This window comes from Denitromonas halophila, from assembly GCF_007625155.1.
In the GTDB taxonomy this organism is placed as follows: Bacteria; Pseudomonadota; Gammaproteobacteria; order Burkholderiales; family Rhodocyclaceae; genus Nitrogeniibacter; species Nitrogeniibacter halophilus.
The window spans coordinates 555920-573638 of sequence record NZ_VMNK01000003.1 but is presented as its reverse complement, the minus strand read 5'-3'; the positions used below and the strand labels follow the sequence as shown (position 1 = coordinate 573638).

The 17719-nt window shown below is 67.7% G+C and carries 16 protein-coding genes; 4 read left to right on the top strand and 12 right to left on the bottom strand.

The features are described from left to right. Positions 1-3 precede the first annotated feature (3 nt). The 11 genes from FHP91_RS04835 to FHP91_RS04785 all read right to left on the bottom strand — a co-directional run bounded on the left by FHP91_RS04835 (position 4) and on the right by FHP91_RS04785 (position 13338). Positions 4-357: a YbaN family protein gene (locus FHP91_RS04835; protein WP_144308495.1), complete on the bottom strand. Its 354-nt coding sequence runs from the start codon at positions 355-357 to the stop codon at positions 4-6. A gap of 13 nt (positions 358-370) precedes the next feature. After that, positions 371-5953, bottom strand: a complete 5583-nt coding sequence (gene uvrA / locus FHP91_RS04830; RefSeq protein ID WP_144308494.1) for an excinuclease ABC subunit UvrA — start codon at positions 5951-5953, stop codon at positions 371-373. A 150-nt stretch (positions 5954-6103) separates the two neighbouring features. Next, a complete protein-coding gene (locus FHP91_RS04825; protein ID WP_144308493.1) occupies positions 6104-6934 on the bottom strand; it encodes a metal ABC transporter permease in 831 nt (276 codons plus the stop codon). Beyond that, a complete protein-coding gene (locus FHP91_RS04820) occupies positions 6931-7506 on the bottom strand; it encodes an ATP-binding cassette domain-containing protein (protein WP_246116218.1) in 576 nt (191 codons plus the stop codon). The genes FHP91_RS04825 and FHP91_RS04820 overlap by 4 nt, the downstream gene beginning before the upstream one ends. Further along, positions 7503-8402, bottom strand: a complete 900-nt coding sequence (locus FHP91_RS04815; RefSeq protein ID WP_144308492.1) for a metal ABC transporter substrate-binding protein — start codon at positions 8400-8402, stop codon at positions 7503-7505. Before FHP91_RS04815 ends, FHP91_RS04820 begins: the two co-directional genes overlap by 4 nt. Before the next feature lie 10 nt (positions 8403-8412). Further along, on the bottom strand, positions 8413-9768 hold the full coding sequence (locus FHP91_RS04810) for a carbohydrate porin (RefSeq protein WP_144308491.1): 1356 nt from the start codon (positions 9766-9768) through the stop codon (positions 8413-8415). A gap of 93 nt (positions 9769-9861) precedes the next feature. Further along, a complete protein-coding gene (locus FHP91_RS04805) occupies positions 9862-10161 on the bottom strand; it encodes a hypothetical protein (RefSeq protein WP_144308490.1) in 300 nt (99 codons plus the stop codon). A 64-nt stretch (positions 10162-10225) separates the two neighbouring features. After that, positions 10226-10831 (bottom strand): DUF3299 domain-containing protein, encoded by a 606-nt coding sequence (locus FHP91_RS04800; RefSeq protein WP_144308489.1) that lies wholly within the window; start codon positions 10829-10831, stop codon positions 10226-10228. Between the two features lie 7 nt (positions 10832-10838). Beyond that, on the bottom strand, positions 10839-12104 hold the full coding sequence (locus FHP91_RS04795) for an ABC transporter permease (protein ID WP_144308488.1): 1266 nt from the start codon (positions 12102-12104) through the stop codon (positions 10839-10841). After that, positions 12101-12817: an ABC transporter ATP-binding protein gene (locus FHP91_RS04790; protein WP_144308487.1), complete on the bottom strand. Its 717-nt coding sequence runs from the start codon at positions 12815-12817 to the stop codon at positions 12101-12103. The genes FHP91_RS04795 and FHP91_RS04790 overlap by 4 nt, the downstream gene beginning before the upstream one ends. Beyond that, positions 12793-13338, bottom strand: coding sequence for a ZrgA family zinc uptake protein (locus FHP91_RS04785; RefSeq protein WP_246116217.1), 546 nt, complete (start codon positions 13336-13338; stop codon positions 12793-12795). Before FHP91_RS04785 ends, FHP91_RS04790 begins: the two co-directional genes overlap by 25 nt. 108 nt (positions 13339-13446) lie before the next feature. On the opposite strand from FHP91_RS04785, the gene FHP91_RS04780 reads away from it, so the two are divergent. The 4 genes from FHP91_RS04780 (at position 13447) to FHP91_RS04765 (ending at position 16579) form a co-directional block, all read left to right on the top strand. Continuing rightward, positions 13447-13881, top strand: coding sequence for a Fur family transcriptional regulator (locus tag FHP91_RS04780; RefSeq protein ID WP_144308486.1), 435 nt, complete (start codon positions 13447-13449; stop codon positions 13879-13881). Between the two features lie 192 nt (positions 13882-14073). Further along, a complete protein-coding gene (locus FHP91_RS04775; RefSeq protein WP_186301442.1) occupies positions 14074-14805 on the top strand; it encodes a metal ABC transporter ATP-binding protein in 732 nt (243 codons plus the stop codon). Then, positions 14802-15656 carry a metal ABC transporter permease gene (locus tag FHP91_RS04770; RefSeq protein ID WP_144308484.1) on the top strand — a complete coding sequence of 285 codons (855 nt, stop codon included), beginning with the start codon at positions 14802-14804 and terminating at the stop codon, positions 15654-15656. Before FHP91_RS04775 ends, FHP91_RS04770 begins: the two co-directional genes overlap by 4 nt. Next, on the top strand, positions 15653-16579 hold the full coding sequence (locus FHP91_RS04765) for a metal ABC transporter solute-binding protein, Zn/Mn family (protein ID WP_144308483.1): 927 nt from the start codon (positions 15653-15655) through the stop codon (positions 16577-16579). The genes FHP91_RS04770 and FHP91_RS04765 overlap by 4 nt, the downstream gene beginning before the upstream one ends. Positions 16580-16617: 38 nt before the next feature. Here the strand turns inward: FHP91_RS04765 and FHP91_RS04760 are convergent, their stop codons facing one another. Next, positions 16618-17700, bottom strand: a complete 1083-nt coding sequence (locus tag FHP91_RS04760) for a potassium channel family protein (protein ID WP_246116216.1) — start codon at positions 17698-17700, stop codon at positions 16618-16620. Between the last annotated feature and the right edge of the window lie 19 nt (positions 17701-17719).

The following is a 17719-nucleotide window of genomic DNA, read 5'->3' as shown; positions in this document are numbered from 1 at the left end:
CGCTCAGGCCGACGGCCGGGTCAGCACCCAGGCACCCACCACGGCGCAAAACCCCGCCGGCACCATGTGCCAGCCGGGCGGCAACAAAAACCAGCCCCCCAACGCGCTGACCAGCATCATCAGCACCGCCAGGCGCTTACCCTGCGCGGGAATCGCGCCGCGCTCTCGCCAGGCACGGATCGACGGCCCAAAGCGCGGATGGGCCAGCAGACGCGCTTCCCAGGCCGGATTACCGCGCGCAAAGCAGAAGGCCGCCAACAGCACGAAAGGCGTGGTCGGCAGCAGTGGCAGGAAAATGCCGGCAAAGCCGAGGACAAGCGACAGCGCCCCGGCGGTCAGATAGATCGGTTTTCGCATCCGCTCATCCCGCTCATGTCACCGCCTCGGCCCGCGTTCGGCGCGCCTCCAGAAACTCGCCCAGCAGCCGCGCGGTGTGCCCCGCGCCCGCCTTCAACACCGCATCGACCGCACCGCAGCCGACCACGGTGCCGCCGCCATCACCGCCTTCCGGCCCCAGATCGACCAGCCAGTCGGCCTCGGCCATCACGTCCAGATCGTGTTCGATCACCACCACCGTGTTGCCGGCCTCGACGAGGCGGTGCAGCACATGGATCAGCTTTTCCACATCGGCCATGTGCAGACCCACGGTTGGCTCGTCCAGTACGTACAGCGTGTTCGCCCCGCTGCCGCCGCGTCCCGGCCGGGTCGGTGTGCGCGCCTTGGCCAGCTCGGTCACCAGCTTGATGCGCTGCGCCTCGCCGCCCGACAGCGTCGGGCTGGCCTGGCCGAGCGTGAGGTAGCCGAGGCCGACGTCCTGCAGCAGCGACAAGGTGTGGTGGATGCGCGGATGGGCGGCGAAGAAATCCACCGCCGTATCCACGTCCATCGCCAGCACCTCGCCGATGTTCTTCTCACGCCAGCGCACCGACAGGGTTTCGCGGTTGAAACGCTTGCCGCCGCAGGTCTCGCAGGGCACTTTCACGTCCGGCAAAAAGCTCATCTCGATGCGCTGCTGGCCCTGGCCCTCGCAGCTCGGGCAGCGGCCGGCGCCGGTATTGAAGGAGAAACGCGCCGCCGTCCAGCCGCGCATGCGCGCCTCGTTGGTATCGGCGAAGCACTTGCGGATCAGGTCCCAGAAGCCGACATAGGTCGCCGGGCAGGAGCGCGGCGTCTTGCCGATGGGGGTCTGGTCCACCTCCAGTACGCGGCCGATCTGCTCCCAGCCCTCGATGCTCGCGCAGCCGATCGGCGCACCGCCGGCCACCAGCTGCTTGAGGCTGTCGAGCAATACGTCGCGCGCCAGCGTGGACTTGCCTGAGCCAGAGACGCCAGTCACCACACTCAAGCGCGCCAGCGGCACGCGCACATCCACGGCTTTCAGGTTGTGCAGGCTGGCCCCACGCAGCCACAGGCTGTCGGTGTCTTTCTTGACCGGGCGTGGCGGTGCCAACGGGTGTTGCAGCGGTGTGCGCAGATGGCGACCGGTGACCGAGTCGGGCGACGCCATCAGCGCCGCAGCGTTGCCCTCGGCCACGATATGCCCACCCCGGCGGCCGGCGCCCGGCCCGAGATCGATCACATGATCGGCGCGACGGATGGTGTCTTCGTCATGCTCGACCACCACCAGCGTGTTGCCCTTGGCCTCTAGCCGGGCCAGGGTGTCGAGCAGCACCTGGTTGTCGCGCGGATGCAGGCCGATGGTCGGCTCGTCGAGGATGTAGCACACCCCGGTGAGGCTGGAGCCGAGCTGCGCCGCCAGGCGGATGCGCTGGGCCTCGCCACCAGAGAGCGTCGGCGCGGCGCGGTCGAGCGCCAGATAGCCCAGCCCGACCTGCTGCAAAAAGCTCAAGCGGCTGCCCAGTTCGCTGACGATGTCGCGTGCGATCTCAGCCTCGCGGCCGGCCAGCGACAGATCGCTGAAAAACGCTTCCACCGCATCCACCGAGCCCGCGGTCAACGCCGAGATCGGTTGCTCGCGGTAGCGCACATTGCGCGCGATCGGGTTCAGCCGCGTGCCCTCGCAACTCGGGCAAGGCGTGCTCGGCTCTTCGTCGAAGCTGGCGAAGTCGAGTTCGTGCACGTCCTCCGCCTTGACCTTGCCCACCACCAGCCCGGTGCCAAAACACGCGCCGCACCAGCCGTGCTTGCTGTTGAAGGAGAACAGGCGCGGGTCCAGTTCCGGAAAGCTCTTGCCGCAACACGAGCAGGCGCGGTGGATCGAGAAGGTTTCCGGCGTCGCGCCCAGCGTGCCCAGGCGCAAGACCCGCAGCACGCCCTTGCCCACCTCCAGCGCCTCGCGCACCTGCTCGCGCAACAGCGCTTCATGCTCGGGGCCGACCTTGACCATGCCGACCGGCAGTTCCAGCGTATGTTCCTTGTAGCGGTCGAGGCGCGGCCACTTGCGCGTCGGCAGATACTCGCCATCGACCCGCAGCTGCTCGTAGCCCTTGCCGCGCGCCCATTTGGCCAGATCGGTGTACAAGCCCTTGCGGTTATTCACCAGCGGCGCCAGCAGCTCGACCGACTCGCCGCGATGCTCGGCGCTGATGCGCGCGACGATGGCCTCGAAGCTCTGCGGCGCCACCGGCACCTGGCAGTCCGGGCAGTACTGGGTGCCCAGCTTCACGTAGAGCAGGCGCAGGAAGTGGTACAGCTCGGTGAGCGTCGCCACCGTGCTCTTGCGCCCGCCGCGGCTGGTGCGCTGCTCGATGGCGACCGTCGGCGGGATGCCGTAGATGGCGTCGACGTCCGGCCGCGCTGCCGGCTGTACAAACTGGCGTGCATAGGCGTTGAGCGATTCGAGATAACGCCGCTGGCCCTCGCCGAACAGGATGTCGAAGGCCAGCGTGGACTTGCCCGAGCCGGACACGCCGGTGATGACCGTGAAGCCGCTGCGCGGGATCTTCACGTCCACGTTCTTGAGGTTGTGCTCGCGCGCATGGTGGATGCTGATCGCCCCGTCGCCGCGCGCCCGGTAGGCCACTACCGGCTCGGCGACGAGGCGTGCGGGCGGGGCCGACAGCGCCGCTTCGTACTCGGCCAGCGCGCGGCCGGTGTGCGAGGTCGGGTGTTTCGCCACCTCTGCCGGCGTGCCTTCGGCCACCAGCAATCCCCCGCCTTCGCCGCCCTCGGGGCCGAGATCGACCAGCCAGTCGGCGGCGCGGATCACGTCCAGATTGTGTTCGATCACCAGCAGCGAATGGCCGGCGGCAACCAGCTTGCGGAAAGCACCAAGCAGGCGGGCAGTGTCGTCGAAATGCAGGCCGGTGGTGGGCTCGTCGAACAAAAACAGCGTGCCACCGGCGGTTTCAGGCTCCGTGGTCTTCTTGCGCTTGCCCGCCTTGGCGGCAAACTGCGCCAGATGCCCGGCCAGCTTGAGGCGCTGCGCTTCGCCGCCGGACAGGGTGGGCACCGGCTGGCCGAGGCGTACATAGTCGAGGCCGACATCGATGATCGGCTGCAGCGCGGTGGCCACCGCCTTGTCGCCGTCGAAGAAGGCCAGCGCCTCGGAGACGGTCATCTCCAGCACGTCGGCCACGTTGCGCCCGTCGATCTCCAGACCCAGCACCTCGGGGCGGTAACGCTTGCCGTCGCAGTCCGGGCAGCGCAGATACACGTCGGACAGGAACTGCATCTCCACATGTTCGAAGCCCGAGCCGGTGCAGGTCGGGCAGCGCCCCTGGCCGGCGTTGAAGCTGAAGGTGCCCGGCGTATAGCCGCGCTGCTTGGCCGCGGGCAAGGTGGCGAAGCGGGTGCGGATGGCGTCCCAGGCGCCAACATAGCTCACCGGATTGGAGCGCGAACTCTTGCCGATGGGCGACTGGTCGACCATCACCACGTCCGTGATGTGTTCGATGCCGTCGATGCCGGCATGCGCGCCGGGGGTCTCGGTGGGCTGGCCGAAGTGCTTGAGCAGAGAAGGGTAGAGCACGTCCTGCACCAGCGTCGACTTGCCCGAGCCGGACACGCCGGTGATCACCAGCATGCGGTTCAGCGGCAGCGCGACGTCGATGCCTTGCAGGTTGTGGTCACGCGCCTCGCGAATGATGAGGCGCGGGGTGTCGGCATCGACCGGGCGCTGCGCCGTGCCCGGGTCGACATGCTTGCGGCCGGACAGGTAGTCGGCGGTCAGCGTGGTGCCCTCAGCGCGCAGCGCGGCCGGCGTACCGGAAAACACGATCTGCCCGCCGCGCTCGCCAGGGCCGGGGCCGATGTCGAAGATGTGGTCGGCGGCCAGCATCACCGCCGGGTCGTGCTCGACCACCACCAGCGAATTGCCCGCGTCGCGCAGCCGACGCATGACCTGCACGATGCGGTCCATGTCGCGCGGATGCAGGCCGATGGACGGTTCGTCGAGCACGAACAAGGTATTCACCAGCGAGGTGCCCAGCGCCGTGGTGAGATTGATGCGCTGCACCTCGCCGCCCGACAGCGTGCGGCTCTGGCGGTCGAGCGTGAGATAACCGAGACCGACCTCGGTGAGATAGCGCAGCCGCGCGCGGATCTCCTCGCAGACCATGCGCGTGGCTTCGTCCTCGGCCGTGGTGCCAGTCGCTTCAATGCGATCGACGAAGCCGGCGAGGCGGTCGATGGGCAGCTGCATCAGGTCGTGCAAGGTCAGACCCGGCAGGGTCGCGAGGCGTTCGCGCCCACCATTCAGCCCCGGTGGCAGGAAGCGCGCGGCGGCGGGCATCACCGCGTCGGCGGCCGCGGCATCGCCGACACGCCACAGCAAACTCTCCGGCTTCAGGCGAGATCCCTGGCAGGCCGGGCATTCCGTGTAACTGCGGTATTTCGACAGCAGCACGCGGATGTGCATCTTGTAGGCCTTGCTCTCCAGCCAGTCGAAGAAGCGCCGCACGCCGTACCACACGCCCGGCCAGGAGCGGTTCCAGTTCTTCCACTGCGGCTCGCCTTCGAGCACCCAGTGGCGCTGTTCGTCGGTCAGATCGCGCCAAGGCACGCCGAGCGGAACGCCGGCCTTGGCGGCCATCTTCTCCATGTCGTCCTGACATTCGGAATAGCTCGCCGTCTGCCACGGCTTGACCGCGCCCTGCGCCAGCGTCTTGCTCTCGTCGGGCACCACCAGGCCGTGGTCGATGCCGATCACGCGACCGAAGCCGCGGCAGGTTTCGCAGGCACCGAGCGGCGAGTTGAAGGAGAACAGGCTGGGCAGCGGCTCGCCGTAGTGGATGTCGCAGTCGGCGCAGTGGAAGTCGTCCGAGAAGCGCCACACCGCGCTCTCGTTGCCCTCGCCATCCACCGCGCGCACCGCCAGCCGCCCCTGGCCGGTGCGCAGCGCGGCCTCGATGGCCTCACCCACACGCGCCGGCTCGGTGTTGCCGAAACGGAAGCGGTCCTGCACCACCCAAAGCTTGTCGCCCTCGCGGCCATGGATGCGGGTGTAGCCCTGCTGCTCGAGGTAGCCGCGGATCTCGTCCTCGGTGAAATTGGCCGGCACCTCGACCGGAAAGGTCACCAGCAGGCGCGGATCGCCGGCCGCCGCCGTGCGCTCGGTAAGCGCGGCGGCGATACTCTGCGGGGTGTCGCGCTGCACCGCCGCGCCACAGCCGCGGCAATGCAGATGCGCGGTGCGGGCGAAGAGCAGCTTGAAGTGATCGGTCAGCTCGGTCATGGTGCCAACCGTCGAGCGCGAGGTGCGCACCGGGTTGGTCTGGTCGATGGCGATCGCCGGCGGCACGCCCTCGATGCGCGTCACATGCGGCTTGTCCATGCGGTCGAGAAACTGCCGCGCATAGGGCGAGAAGGTCTCGACATAGCGGCGCTGGCCCTCGGCGTAGAGCGTGTCAAAGACCAGTGAAGACTTGCCCGACCCCGACGGCCCGGTGAACACCACCAGCTGCCCGAGCGGGATCTCCAGGTCGAGATTTTTCAGATTGTTCTGGGTGGCACCGACAATGCGGATGCTGTCGGTGGGCTTGGGGTCGGGCATGGAGGTCTCGGCGGGCGGGGTGAACCTCAAGAGAATACCCAATTGGCGGAAAAGTTCGCGCTCTCTGCGCCGCCGCCGCACCCCAGCCACCGGCGGCGCTGTCGGTGGCACGGCCCATCCCCTACCGGATGGCTGCGTAAGGCACTGAACTCAGTCGAGTTTTCCGATCTCGCCGCCCGCTGACAGTGCCCCGGCCCGGCGGTCCGCACGCTGCCGCCACGGCGGCGCCAGCCGGGCAACCAACAACACGGCGACCACCCCGGCGGGCCCGAAGGGCTGATCGAACAGCAGCGCCACCACAAAGCCCAACACATAAGCCACCAGCCCAATCACAATCGCCCGCCACAGCGCCGAGCGCCACGACGGCGCCGTGCCAAACACCCGCCAGGCCGGCACAAAGGCCAGCGCGAAGCTGGCCATCACCCCCAGCGAGAGAATCGCCACCCCCACGCTGGCGCCGGCCACCAGGTCGAAGGCCAGGCGGGTGGCCGCATCCGGTGGCCCCAGCGCCGGATGGACGCGCGCGCGCAACATCGCACGATGAGCGCGCACCAGCACTAGCACGCCGATGCCCAGTACCGCCGCCGACGCGGCCAGATGCCCCCCGCCGGTGAAATACAGTTGCCCGTCGAACACCGCCCCGGCAGCCTGCTCGGCCAGCGGGTGGTTGCTCATCACCGCCACCGCGGCCGACCAGCCGAGCAGCAGCATCGCCGCATAGGCGCTGTCGCTCGGCCGCTTCAAGCCCCACTTGGCCAGTGCCGCGAGCAGCCCGGCGCTGGCCCCGCCGGCCACCGCCGGCAGCCCCAGCACCGCCCCGCCGAGCGCGCCGGCCGAGGCCAGCTGCGCCATGCCGAGCACCGCCAGCCATTCGCCGCGCAGGCGCAGGTAGAGGCCCAACACCGGCAGCCAGACGGCCAGCAGCAGGCCGGTGAGGAAGGGAAGGCGGAACAGCGGGTCGAAGATCAGATCGATATTCATGAGGCAATCCGGATCACGGTCTGGCGCGCGGCATCGACCAGGCTGTCGTCATGCGTCACCAGCACCACCGCCTGTCCGGCCGGCGGCGTGTGCAGCCAGGCGCGCAGCGCCGCCAGCCCACGCGCGTCGAGATTGTTGCCGGGCTCGTCGAGACACAGCACATCGAAGGGCGCGGCGGCGATCGACCAGAAGCGCAGGTATTGCAGCTGGCCGCCCGAGAGGCGGTCGAGCCGGGCGTCCAGACAGTCGGCCAGCCAGGGCGGCAGGCCGTCGGCGGACGCCCCGGTGAGCGCCAGCAACTCGCGACCGCACAGCGGCAGCTCGGCCTGGCCCTCGGCCGCCTGCGCCAGATGGCCGAGGGCCAGGCCGGGCGCCTGCCACAGCTGCCCGGCCAGGCGCAGCTGCGGCTCGCCGAGCGCGCGCAGCACGGTGCTCTTGCCGGCACCGTTGGGCCCGAGCAGCGTGGTTACCCGGCCGGCCACCAGCTGCAGGTCCAGGCCCTGCAGCAGCGGCCGCTCGTAGCCGACGCCCAGCCCCTGCGCCCGCAGCAGTACGCTGCCCGACGGCCTCACCGCCTGAGCGCCAGCAGATGGTCGATCATGCCGTCGAACCAGGCGTTCAACCCGGTCTCGTCCGCCGACTGCTCGACGCTGATCGGCAGGCGCAGCAGCGGGATGTTGCTCTGCTGCGCCAGCCACTGCCCCGGCCCCTCCGGCGCATAAGGCGGGCGCACGATGGCCAGCACCCGCTGGCCGGCCAGCGCATCGCGCAGCGCCGCCAGATGCGCCGAACCCGGCGCCACGCCGGGCTTGGGCTCAAGCGTGCCGGCCCGGGTCAGCCCCAGCCAGTGGGTGAAGTAGGGATAGGCGGTGTGGTGCACCACGATGGCCTGGCCACGCAGCGGCGCGGCGCGTGCCTGCCAGCGGTCGATGGCTGCCTGCCAGCGCGTGCGGAAGGCCGACCAATTGGCGTCATAGACCGCCGCCTGCGCCGGATCCAGCGCCGCCATGCGCGCCTGCAGCGCCGCGCCGACCGTCAGCAACAGGCGCGGGTCGAGGCCGATATGCGGATTGCCGGCCGGGTGCACATCGCCGTCGGCGCGGTCCACCCGCACCGGCACCTCGAGCAGCGCCACCTGCGTGGCGGCCTCGAAGTAGCCCGGCAGGCCGGGCTGGATGGCGCGATTACCAGCGGCAGAGAGCACCGCCGGCAGCCAACCGATCTCCAGCTCCGCGCCGTTGGCCACCACCAGGTCGGCCTGCCGCGCGCGGGCGATCAGCGAAGGCCTGGCCTCGATGTGGTGCGGGTCCTGCCGCGCATGGGTGGCAACGAACACCCTCACCGCGTCGCCGCCGATGACGCGTGCCAGCGCGCCCCATTCGGGGAGCGTGGCGAAGACGTTGAGCCCGGCGCGGGCCGGGCCGGCCAGGCCCAGACACAGCAGGGCGAGAAGAAGCGTCCGTATCATCGTCGGCCCCTCAGAAGCTGTGTGCGCCATGCGCACCCAGGCTCATCACGTATTGCAGCCACAGCTGGTTGTCGGTCTCGCCGGCCATCGACTGGTCACGCGCCAGTTGCAGGCGCAGGCGGGAGAACTCGCTCGGGCTCCAATCCACCATCACACTGTTGCGCTTGGGGGTGTGGTTCTCGCGCGCGATGTTGGCGTTGTTGTCGCCATAGTCGCGGGTGCCCGGATCCAGCCGGTCATGGCGCAAGCCAACGCGCCATTGCGGATGGAACTTGTACACCGCTTGGGCATACCAGCCGCGCTGGCGGGTGCGGTAGTCGCTGTCGACCGCCGTCGCGCAGGCGCTGCCGGCCTCGCCCTCGCAGCTCAGGTCGCCGTCTTCGCGGCGTTGGAAGAATTCTGCCTGCAGGGTCAGCGCGCGCGCGCCGGCGTTGCCGTCGGGCGCCCATTTCCACACCGCATCGGCGATCCACATCCGGCTGCGGCCGGTGAAGTCTCCCGTCACCTCCTCGCCACCAACATCCTCGAAGTGCGAGTGGCGGTCGGCGGCGCGCGCATTCAGGTAAGACAGCCCGGCGCGCCAGCTGTGGCTGCTGCCGACATCGCCGCCGAGGTGGGCGAAGATGGCGCTGCTGCCGATGCCGTTCACATCGCGGTCGGTACCGGGAAACTTGGCCCCGCGGCCGATCTCGACGCCGACTTCGGCGAACAGGTCGGTGGGCAGCACCCACTTGAGCTGCAGGCCGTCGTTGCCGTAGTTGGCATGCTCGCCGAACAGCGCGGTGTACATCAGCGGCGCGTCGGCAAAGTCCCAGGCATGGGCATGCTGGGCGTTGAGGTAGCCGATGCTGGACAGGAAGCGGCCGCCGCGCAGCGTCAGGCCGTGGCCCAGGCCGGTGGTCTGGAACCAGGCTTCTTCCACCTCGACTTCGTCGTCGGCGATGCCGAAGTTCACCAGGCCGCGGTAGTGGCTGTCGATGTTGGCGGCCAGCACCAGTTCGGTGTGGTCGAGGGAGAAGCCCCGCTCGCCGCCGCCGTGATCATGGTCGTGGTCGGCGAGGGCGGCGAAGCCGCTGATGTGACGCTCGTCGATGTCCTTCATGCGACGGTACTGGCCTTGCAGGGTCAGCGAGATCTCGGGGTTGAAGCCCTTGCCGGTCGACGCCGTCTGGGTGGGCGCCGCGACGGGTGCGGTGTGCTGGCTCACCAGACGTTGTTCGAGCTCGGCCAGTCGTTTTTCGTACTGGGCACGCAGTTGCTGGATTTCTTCGCGCAGGCTGGCCACTTCGGGCGACGCGGCCGAAAAAGCGACGGGGGAGGCGAAAGCGAGCGCCACCGCGCTGGCCAGAATTCGGGAGTTTTTCATCATCTGATACCTGTGTGTGTGCGCGAATCGGGCGCACGAAAGCTCACACCGGCGCCGCGGAGCGGGGCCGGCAAGGACGTTGCGAGACGGTAATCAGACGGTCGGGGGCGAACGGTTTCGCGCGCGGCGCACGCGAGAGTGAGGGACTGGCGTCGACGACGCCGCCACCGTGACGAGGCCGGGTGACGGCAAGCGCGCGGCGACGCCACCCTCGACCAGCATGTCTGCGGTGGCCGATGCGGCCACGCAGTCCAGACACAGCAGATCCGCCGCGTGCTCGGCCGGATCACCGATGTGCACGGTATCCGCCGGGTGCGCCTCGGACGCCGGCAGATGCTCGTACGCGTGCGTCAGCGGCATGCCCATCGAGAACTGCAGCAGCGCGGCCAGCAACAGCGCCGGCAGCCAGGTCAGGCGACCTGAGAATGGAGAGCGTGACGCCCGCATGATCAGGCGATCATTCGAGATACGGCTCGACCTTGACCGCCGCGATACGGTAGCCCGCATCGCCCAGATCGGTCTTGGACGCGGCGAGACGCATCGTGCCGCTGACCCACACGGCGCCCATGTCCGGCCCGACCGGCACCGGCTGGTCGGGGATTACATGCACGACCTGGTTGGCCGGCGGCGGCGGCACGTGCACGCAGGCGCCGAAGTAGGGCACCAGCAGAAACTCGCGGATGTGTTTGTCGTCACCTTCGAGGCGCACGAGGAAGCCGGCCATGCGGATCTTCTGGCCATTGAGCGCCGGCACCACCGGCGCGGCCTCCCACGCCTGCTTGATCTTGGCCATCACCTCCATGGCGCGCGGATCATTATCTTTCAGGCTCTCCATGTCGAGCTGCTTGAAGATCGCGTTGGGGTCCCAGTCGGCCGGCATGAGGTCGTCGAAGGTGATGGTGCGAAAGCCGCCCGCGGTTTTCGGCGCCGGTTTGGCGAGGCGGTCACCGACGGCGTAGTCCTTGCCGGCCTGCGCCTGCACGTCGGTGCTGGCCAGACCAAACCACAGCGGCACGGCCGCCAGGCCCACCACAGCCAGCATCATCAGAAGTTTTATCTTCATGTCGGTCTCACATGCGAACGGTCATGCCGTCCGCGAGGGAATAGCGATAAGCGCGCCAGGCGGGGATCACACTGGCCAGCAGCGCGGCGGCGATCACGCCAGCCAACCACACCAACTCACTCTGATCCACAAAGCGGGCGACAAGTTGCACCCCGTGTTCGGCCATCAGCCAGGGCGCGATGCCCGCACTGAGCGCCCACAGCAACATGACGCCCAGCGCGCAGCCGGCCACCGCCAGCAACACGCTCTCGGTCATCAGCAATACGAATACATCACCCGGCCCGGCGCCCAGCGCGCGCAGAATGGCCAGCTCGCGCCGCCGCGCCGACAGGCTGCTGACCAGCGTCGCCACCAAGCCGGCCAGCCCGACCGCGACCACGAAGGCCGACACCGCCAGCAACACCCGCTCGACCACGCCGACCACGCGCCACAACTCATCAAGCGTCACGCCGGGCAGGATGGCGAGCAGCGGCTCGCCGTCCGAGGTGTTGATTTCGCGCTGCACCCGGAACACGGTCGAGCGCCGCTCCAGTCCAATCAACGCGGCGGTGACGCGCTTGGGGCTGAGGTCGAACTTGCCCACAAACTGCGCCGGAATCTCCACGCCAGGGATACGACTGCCGCCCTGCCAGTCGAGATGAATCGCCTCGATCGCCGCCAGACCAACCAGCACCGAGCGGTCCACCGGGGTACCCGTGCGCGCCAGCACGCCGGTCACGGTAAAGGGTTTGTCGCCATGCTCGGCCGCCGCAAACTCGCCGGCACCATGACTGAGCACGATCTTCGCCCCCGGCGCATAGCCCAGGCTCGCGGCCACCTCGGCGCCCACCACGGCGTCGAACACGCCGTCGAAAGCCTGCCCGGCGGCAAAACGCAAGGGCTGACGATCGCCGGTCTGCACATGAGCGAAGAAATCGGCTGTGGTACCGACCACCCGGAAACCGCGATGCGAGTCGCCCAGCGACACCGGCACCAGCCAGGCCACATCCTTGTGGCTGCGCAAGGCGTCGATGCGCGACCAGCTCACATCATGGGTCGCGTCGCCAATATGAAAGACCGAGTACAGCAGCAACTGCACCGCGCCACTGCGCGCGCCGACGATCAGGTCGGTGCCCGACAAGGTGTTGGCGAAACTGCTGCGGGCGTCATTGCGCAGACGCTCGACGCCCAGCAACAGGGTCACGCTGAGGGCGATGGCCACCAGTGTGAGCACCGTGGCCAGGCCACGGTTGCGGATACTGGCGAGGGTCAGATGCCATAGCGGCAGCCTCATGCCGTGGCCTCCGTCGTGGCGTTGATGTTGCTCAGCGCCACGCATCGATCGAAGCGCCCGGCCAGGCGCAGGTCATGGCTGACAAACAGCAGGCTCGCACCGGCCGCCGCGCACTCGCCCAGCAGCAGATCGAGGAAGGCATCCTGCCGGGCGGCATCCAGCGCCGAGGTCGGTTCGTCGGCCACCACCAGCGCCGGGGCACCGATCAGCGCCCGTGCGGCGGCGACACGTTGTTGCTGACCGACGCTCAGCTCGGCCGCCGGCCGTGCCAGCAGATCGACCGGCAAATCAAGATGCCCGGCCAGGCGCGCCACCGCCGCGCCGATATCGCCGGCGCGCTGCGCCCGCAGCGGCGAAAAGCGGCAGGGCAGGGCGATGTTGTCGGCCGCCGACAGATAGGGAATGAGGTTGAACTGCTGGAAGATGAAGCCGATGTGGTCGGCACGAAAGCGGTCGCGCCGCGGCCCGGACAGCGCCACCAGGTCGGTGCCCAGCACCCGCAGCGAGCCGGCGTCGGCACGCAATACCCCCCCGATCAGCGACAACAGCGTGGTCTTGCCGCTGCCGCTGGGGCCATGCAGAAACAGGCGCTCGCCGGCCGCCAGCGTGAAATCGGCAATGTCGACACAGGCCTGCGCCGCGCCCGGCCAGCCAAAGCGCAGCCCGCGCAGCGCGACGGCCGCGTCGCTCACCGTGCGGCCGGCAGCGACCATGTCGCCTGTGCCGGGCGCAGCACCGCCTTGCCCTGGCCGGCGGCCGTGGCCGCTTCGGCATCGATGCGCTGCAGCCGCGGGAAGGCCTGGAACAGGCCGATCGTCACCGTGTCCAGTGCAGCGGGCTGTGCACATTCGAAAACGTATTCCGCCTCCGCATCGGCGTGCGTGTCATGGTCGTCGTGCCCGTCGTGGGCCGTGTCACCAAAGGGCATATCCACCGTCACCGCACTGACGACGCAAGCGGCGGCGGCCGGCAGCGTCACTGCCGTGGCCGCGTTCTCCAGTGCCGCACGCGCTTTCTGCAAGGCCTGCTTCTGCGCATCGGTGCGCGGTGCATGTTCAAAGCCGACGAGACTGTCGAGCGGGCTCTCGAAACCGAGTGTGATCGTGGTGCCCTCCTGCACCAGGCTCAGGCGGGCCACGCCGTGTTCATGGGCGCCGCCGGCGGCCGCCGCCAGGAAAGGAACGGCGAGCAGGCACAAGCCACCGACAACATGCCGTGTTTTCATCGCAAACATTCATCCACTCCAAGGGGTCATGACAAGGCAGGCGCGCTGACGGGCGTGCCTTTCGATGGCGCAAATGCTACTATGTTGCAAAACCACCTGCAACTGACTTGCAACACTATGTCGACTCACACTCATCTCAGTGCTGCCGAATCGCTGATCACCGCCCAGGGCGGGCGCGTCACCCGCACCCGTGTGGCCGTGCTCGAGATCCTACTCGCCGCAGACCAGTCGCTGACCCATGACGAAATCGGCCTTGCGCTGGCCGAACAGGGCATCAAGCACGACCGCGTCACACTGTATCGCACGCTCGACTGGCTGGTGGAATCGGGTGTGGCGCACAAGATGGCCGGTGATGACCGCGCGCGGCGCTTTGGCGTGGCCGCCTCCGGCCCGCATGAGCATGCGCACTTTCATTGCGACCGCTGCGGCAAGGTGGTGTGCCTGGAAGGGCTGCAGCCGGCGGTGGCGGTGAATCTGCCCGGTGGTTACCAACTGGATCGGGCCGAACTGGTGCTGCATGGCGCCTGCCCGACCTGTGGCAAGGGCGCCTGAGCGCCTCGTTGACGCCTTGATTTAAACGCAACATTGTTGCAGTATAAACCCTGATTTTGTCGAACTGGTTGCATTCATGCCTTTGCACGTCCGCCCCTTTCATTCCTTGCTGACTCTCGGTGTCGGCGCTCGGCTCGCCATTGCCGCGGCCGCGGCGGCCGTGCTGTGGGCAGCCATGGCCTGGGCGCTGCTGTGAGCGCGGCGGCCCTGACGCTTACCGGTGTGAGCGCCGGCTATGGTGGCCAGACCACCGTCTCCGATGTGTCGCTGGCGGTGCCGGCCGGCGCACGCGTGGCCGTCATCGGGGCCAACGGCGCGGGCAAGTCGACCCTGCTGCGTACCATCGCCGGTGAATTGCCGCTGATGGCCGGCCAGATGCGGCGCTGCGAAACCTGCGCACGCATGGGTTACCTGCCACAAGCGGCAACCGTGGACCGACGCTTTCCGATCAGCGTGTATGAATTTGTGGCCATGGGTGCCTGGCAGCGCATGGGCGTGTTCCGGCGCATGAGCCCGGCGGTGCGCCAATCGATTGCCAATGCACTCGAACGCACCGGCCTGAGCGCCTTGTCGCGACGCCCGATCAGCGAACTCTCGGGTGGCCAGTTACAACGTGCCCGGTTTGCGCGTTTGATTCTGCAAGACGCAGCCATGCTTCTGCTCGATGAACCCTTTGCCGGCGTCGATCGTCCGACGCGCGAAGCGCTGATGACCCTGGTCGATAGCTGGCATGCCGAAGGCCGCACGACCTTGGTGGTTTTGCACGATGTCGAACTGGTGCGCCAGCGTTTCGAGCTGTGCCTGACCGTCGATGATGGTCATGCCCAGCTCACCCCCACCGTCGAACTGTTGACCCTGCGCCCCACCCCGGCCGACGGCAAAAGCACGCGCCACGACTTTCTGCGGAACGCCCTACGCGCATGAACTGGCTGATCCAACCCTTTGAATTCGAGTTCATGCGCGGCGCCCTGGCCGCCTGCGTGGCCTTGTCGCTGGGCGCGGCGCCGATTGGCGTCTTCATGCTGCTGCGCCGGATGAGCCTGATGGGCGACGCGATCTCGCACGCGATTTTGCCCGGTGCGGCAATCGGCTATCTGGTGGCCGGCATGTCCCTGGGCGCCATGACGCTGGGCGGCATCATGGCCGGCGTCGCGGTGGCGCTGGCCGCGGGTGCGGTGGCGCGGCGTTCGGCATTGCGCGAGGACGCCAGTCTGGCGGCGTTCTACCTGATTTCCTTGGCCATCGGTGTGTTGCTGGTATCGCTGCGCAGCCGCAACGTCGACTTGCTGCATGTGCTCTTTGGCTCGGTACTCTCGCTTGACGCAGACACGTTGATGCTGATCGCCGGCATTGCGACCGTATCGCTCTTCGGTCTGGCGCTGCTGTACCGACCGCTGGTCATTGAATGTGCCGATCCGGCCTTCCTGCGGCAGGCGGGCGGCCCGGGTGCGATCGCGCACATGGGCTTCCTGCTGCTGGCGGTGCTGAACCTTGTCGCGGGCTTTCACGCACTTGGCACCTTGATGGCGGTCGGCATCATGGTCTTGCCCGCTGCCACCGCCCGCCTGATTTCCGACCGGCTCGACGCCATGCTCGCGCTGGCCGTTGTCTTTGCGCTGGCCGGCAGTCTGGGCGGCCTGCTCTTGAGTTATCACATGGATGTGCCCGCCGGCCCCTCGGTGGTCATGTCGCTGGGCCTCATTTATCTGCTGGTGTTGATGACCAGCGCGCTGCGGCCACGCCGCCACTGGCACACGGGAGAAGCCACCGGATGATGCATCGCCTTGTTTTGATGAGTCTGCTGTGTTTGGTGTCTGCCAGCACGCTGGCCGAAAAAGCCCCGATTCGTGTGCTCACCACCTTCAGCATTCTGGCGGATCTGGCGCATCAGGTCGGTGGCGAGCGGGTGGTGGTAACCAGTCTGGTCGGCCCTGACCAAGATGCCCACGGCTTCGACCCGCGGGCGTCGGATATCCGCCGGATGAGCCAGACTGATCTGGTGATTGCCAATGGTCTCGGCTTTGATCCGTGGATTGCCCGTATGGTTGCGGCTGCCCGTTACAAGGGGCGGGTACTGACGGTATCGGACGGCATCACGCCGCTGATGGCCGATGCGCATGAGGATCATGAGGACGAAAAATCGGCATCGCATGCCCATGGCGACCATGGCGCGGCCGACCCGCATGCCTGGCTCGATATCGATCATGCCAGACACTATGTTCGGGCGATCGCCGCCACACTCGGGACAATCGATCCGGCGGGCGCCGCGCTGTACACTGATCGGGCAAGCACCTACATCGCACAACTCGATGCCCTTGATGTCGAACTGCGCAATCGCTTTTCGGCGCTACCCGATCACCGCCGCACGGTGGTGACGCCGCATGATGCCTTCGGCTATTTTGCCCACGCCTACGGTCTGCACTTTGTCGCCCCGGCGGGGCTCTCCAACGAAGCGTCGCCCTCGGCGGCCAGTCTGGCCACACTGATCGAGCAGTTGCGTGAGCTGAAGGTGCCGGTGGTGTTTCTGGAGTCATTTGCCGATGAGCGTCTGATCGAGCGCATCCGCGCAGCGACCGGTGCCCGCCGTGGCGGCACGCTATATGCCGACGCACTGGCCAGCGGCGGCCCGGCCAGTACCTATCTGGGTATGATGCGCCATAACGCCGACACCTTGCTGAGCGGCCTCGATACGCAGTAAGGCCGGCATCGGCCCGTCCTGATTGACCGCTGACAGACCTAACGAGAGATCGCCCGCTCCAGCGCCTTGCGCGCTTCCGGGGCGCACATCACCACCAGAACCTGCCCCGGCTCCAAGGCAAAATCCAGGCTTGGATTGAAGTGAAACCGGCCGTGCTCGCGCACGCCCAGCAACACCACGTCGAAACCGGCCAGATCCAACGATCCGACCGTGGCTGACGCAAATCCGGCCGGCAGGGGAATGTCCTCCAGTCGGTGCGCTGTTTCGGATCGCGCCATGTCATCCATGAAGCTGAGCACGCCCGGACGCAACATGGCCGAGGCGATCCGCAAGCCGCCGGTGAAGTCCGGCGAGATCACCACATCCGCACCGGCCTTGCGCAGTTTTGGGCTGTTGCGCACCTCCATGCAGCGCGCGACCACCCGCACGTTTGGATTGAGTTGCTTGGCGGTGAGCGCAATCATCATGTTGCGGCCATCATCATCGGTCACCGCAAACACACCGGCCGCGTTGCCGATGTCACCAGCGAGCAGGATGTCATCATCGCTGCCATCGCCATCCAGATAGAGCAGATCGGGCTGTCGCTCGCGTGCCGTGACAAGGCAATCGGTGTCGATATCGATCGCCACGTAGTGCCGGCGGGTGGCGTCGAGTTCTTCGGCGATATTGCGGCCAACGCGCCCGAAACCGCAGATCAGATAATGGTTCTTGAGTTTGCCAATCTGCTTTTCCATGCGTCGTCTCCGCAAGGTGTCGTCCAGGTCGCCTTCCAGAAAGAATACCGACAAGGTAGTGAACGTGAAGGTCACCACGCCGAAGCCAACCAGCGAGATCACCCCGGTAAAGAGCCGCGGCCAGACGCCGACAATGGGCACCACCTCGTCATAACCGACTGTCGATAAGGTGATCAGCGTCATGTAGAGCGCGTCCGACCAGCTCGTCGTAGCGCCGCCGATCACCAGAAAACCGATCGTGCCGATCGCTACCATGCCCAACAGCACGATGCCGGCCACCACGATACGGCGGCGGATGCGATCGAGCTGACGGCTGCGATGGGCATGGATGGGCAGCGTGCGCGGCGCGGCACGCCACAGACGCTGGAAGAAGCGGGTCAGATACACGCGGAGCGGCGCCTCGACA

Excerpts from the sequence above, each read along its gene's own strand:
- FHP91_RS04835 (WP_144308495.1), bottom strand. The coding sequence starts at position 357 with ATGCGAAAACCGATCTATCTGACCGCCGGGGCGCTGTCGCTTGTCCTC.
- uvrA (WP_144308494.1), bottom strand. The coding sequence starts at position 5,953 with ATGCCCGACCCCAAGCCCACCGACAGCATCCGCATTGTCGGTGCCACC.
- FHP91_RS04825 (WP_144308493.1), bottom strand. The coding sequence starts at position 6,934 with ATGAATATCGATCTGATCTTCGACCCGCTGTTCCGCCTTCCCTTCCTC.
- FHP91_RS04815 (WP_144308492.1), bottom strand. The coding sequence starts at position 8,402 with ATGATACGGACGCTTCTTCTCGCCCTGCTGTGTCTGGGCCTGGCCGGC.
- FHP91_RS04810 (WP_144308491.1), bottom strand. The coding sequence starts at position 9,768 with ATGAAAAACTCCCGAATTCTGGCCAGCGCGGTGGCGCTCGCTTTCGCC.
- FHP91_RS04800 (WP_144308489.1), bottom strand. The coding sequence starts at position 10,831 with ATGAAGATAAAACTTCTGATGATGCTGGCTGTGGTGGGCCTGGCGGCC.
- FHP91_RS04795 (WP_144308488.1), bottom strand. The coding sequence starts at position 12,104 with ATGAGGCTGCCGCTATGGCATCTGACCCTCGCCAGTATCCGCAACCGT.
- FHP91_RS04790 (WP_144308487.1), bottom strand. The coding sequence starts at position 12,817 with ATGGTCGCTGCCGGCCGCACGGTGAGCGACGCGGCCGTCGCGCTGCGC.
- FHP91_RS04785 (WP_246116217.1), bottom strand. The coding sequence starts at position 13,338 with ATGTTTGCGATGAAAACACGGCATGTTGTCGGTGGCTTGTGCCTGCTC.
- FHP91_RS04780 (WP_144308486.1), top strand. The coding sequence starts at position 13,447 with ATGTCGACTCACACTCATCTCAGTGCTGCCGAATCGCTGATCACCGCC.
- FHP91_RS04770 (WP_144308484.1), top strand. The coding sequence starts at position 14,802 with ATGAACTGGCTGATCCAACCCTTTGAATTCGAGTTCATGCGCGGCGCC.
- FHP91_RS04765 (WP_144308483.1), top strand. The coding sequence starts at position 15,653 with ATGATGCATCGCCTTGTTTTGATGAGTCTGCTGTGTTTGGTGTCTGCC.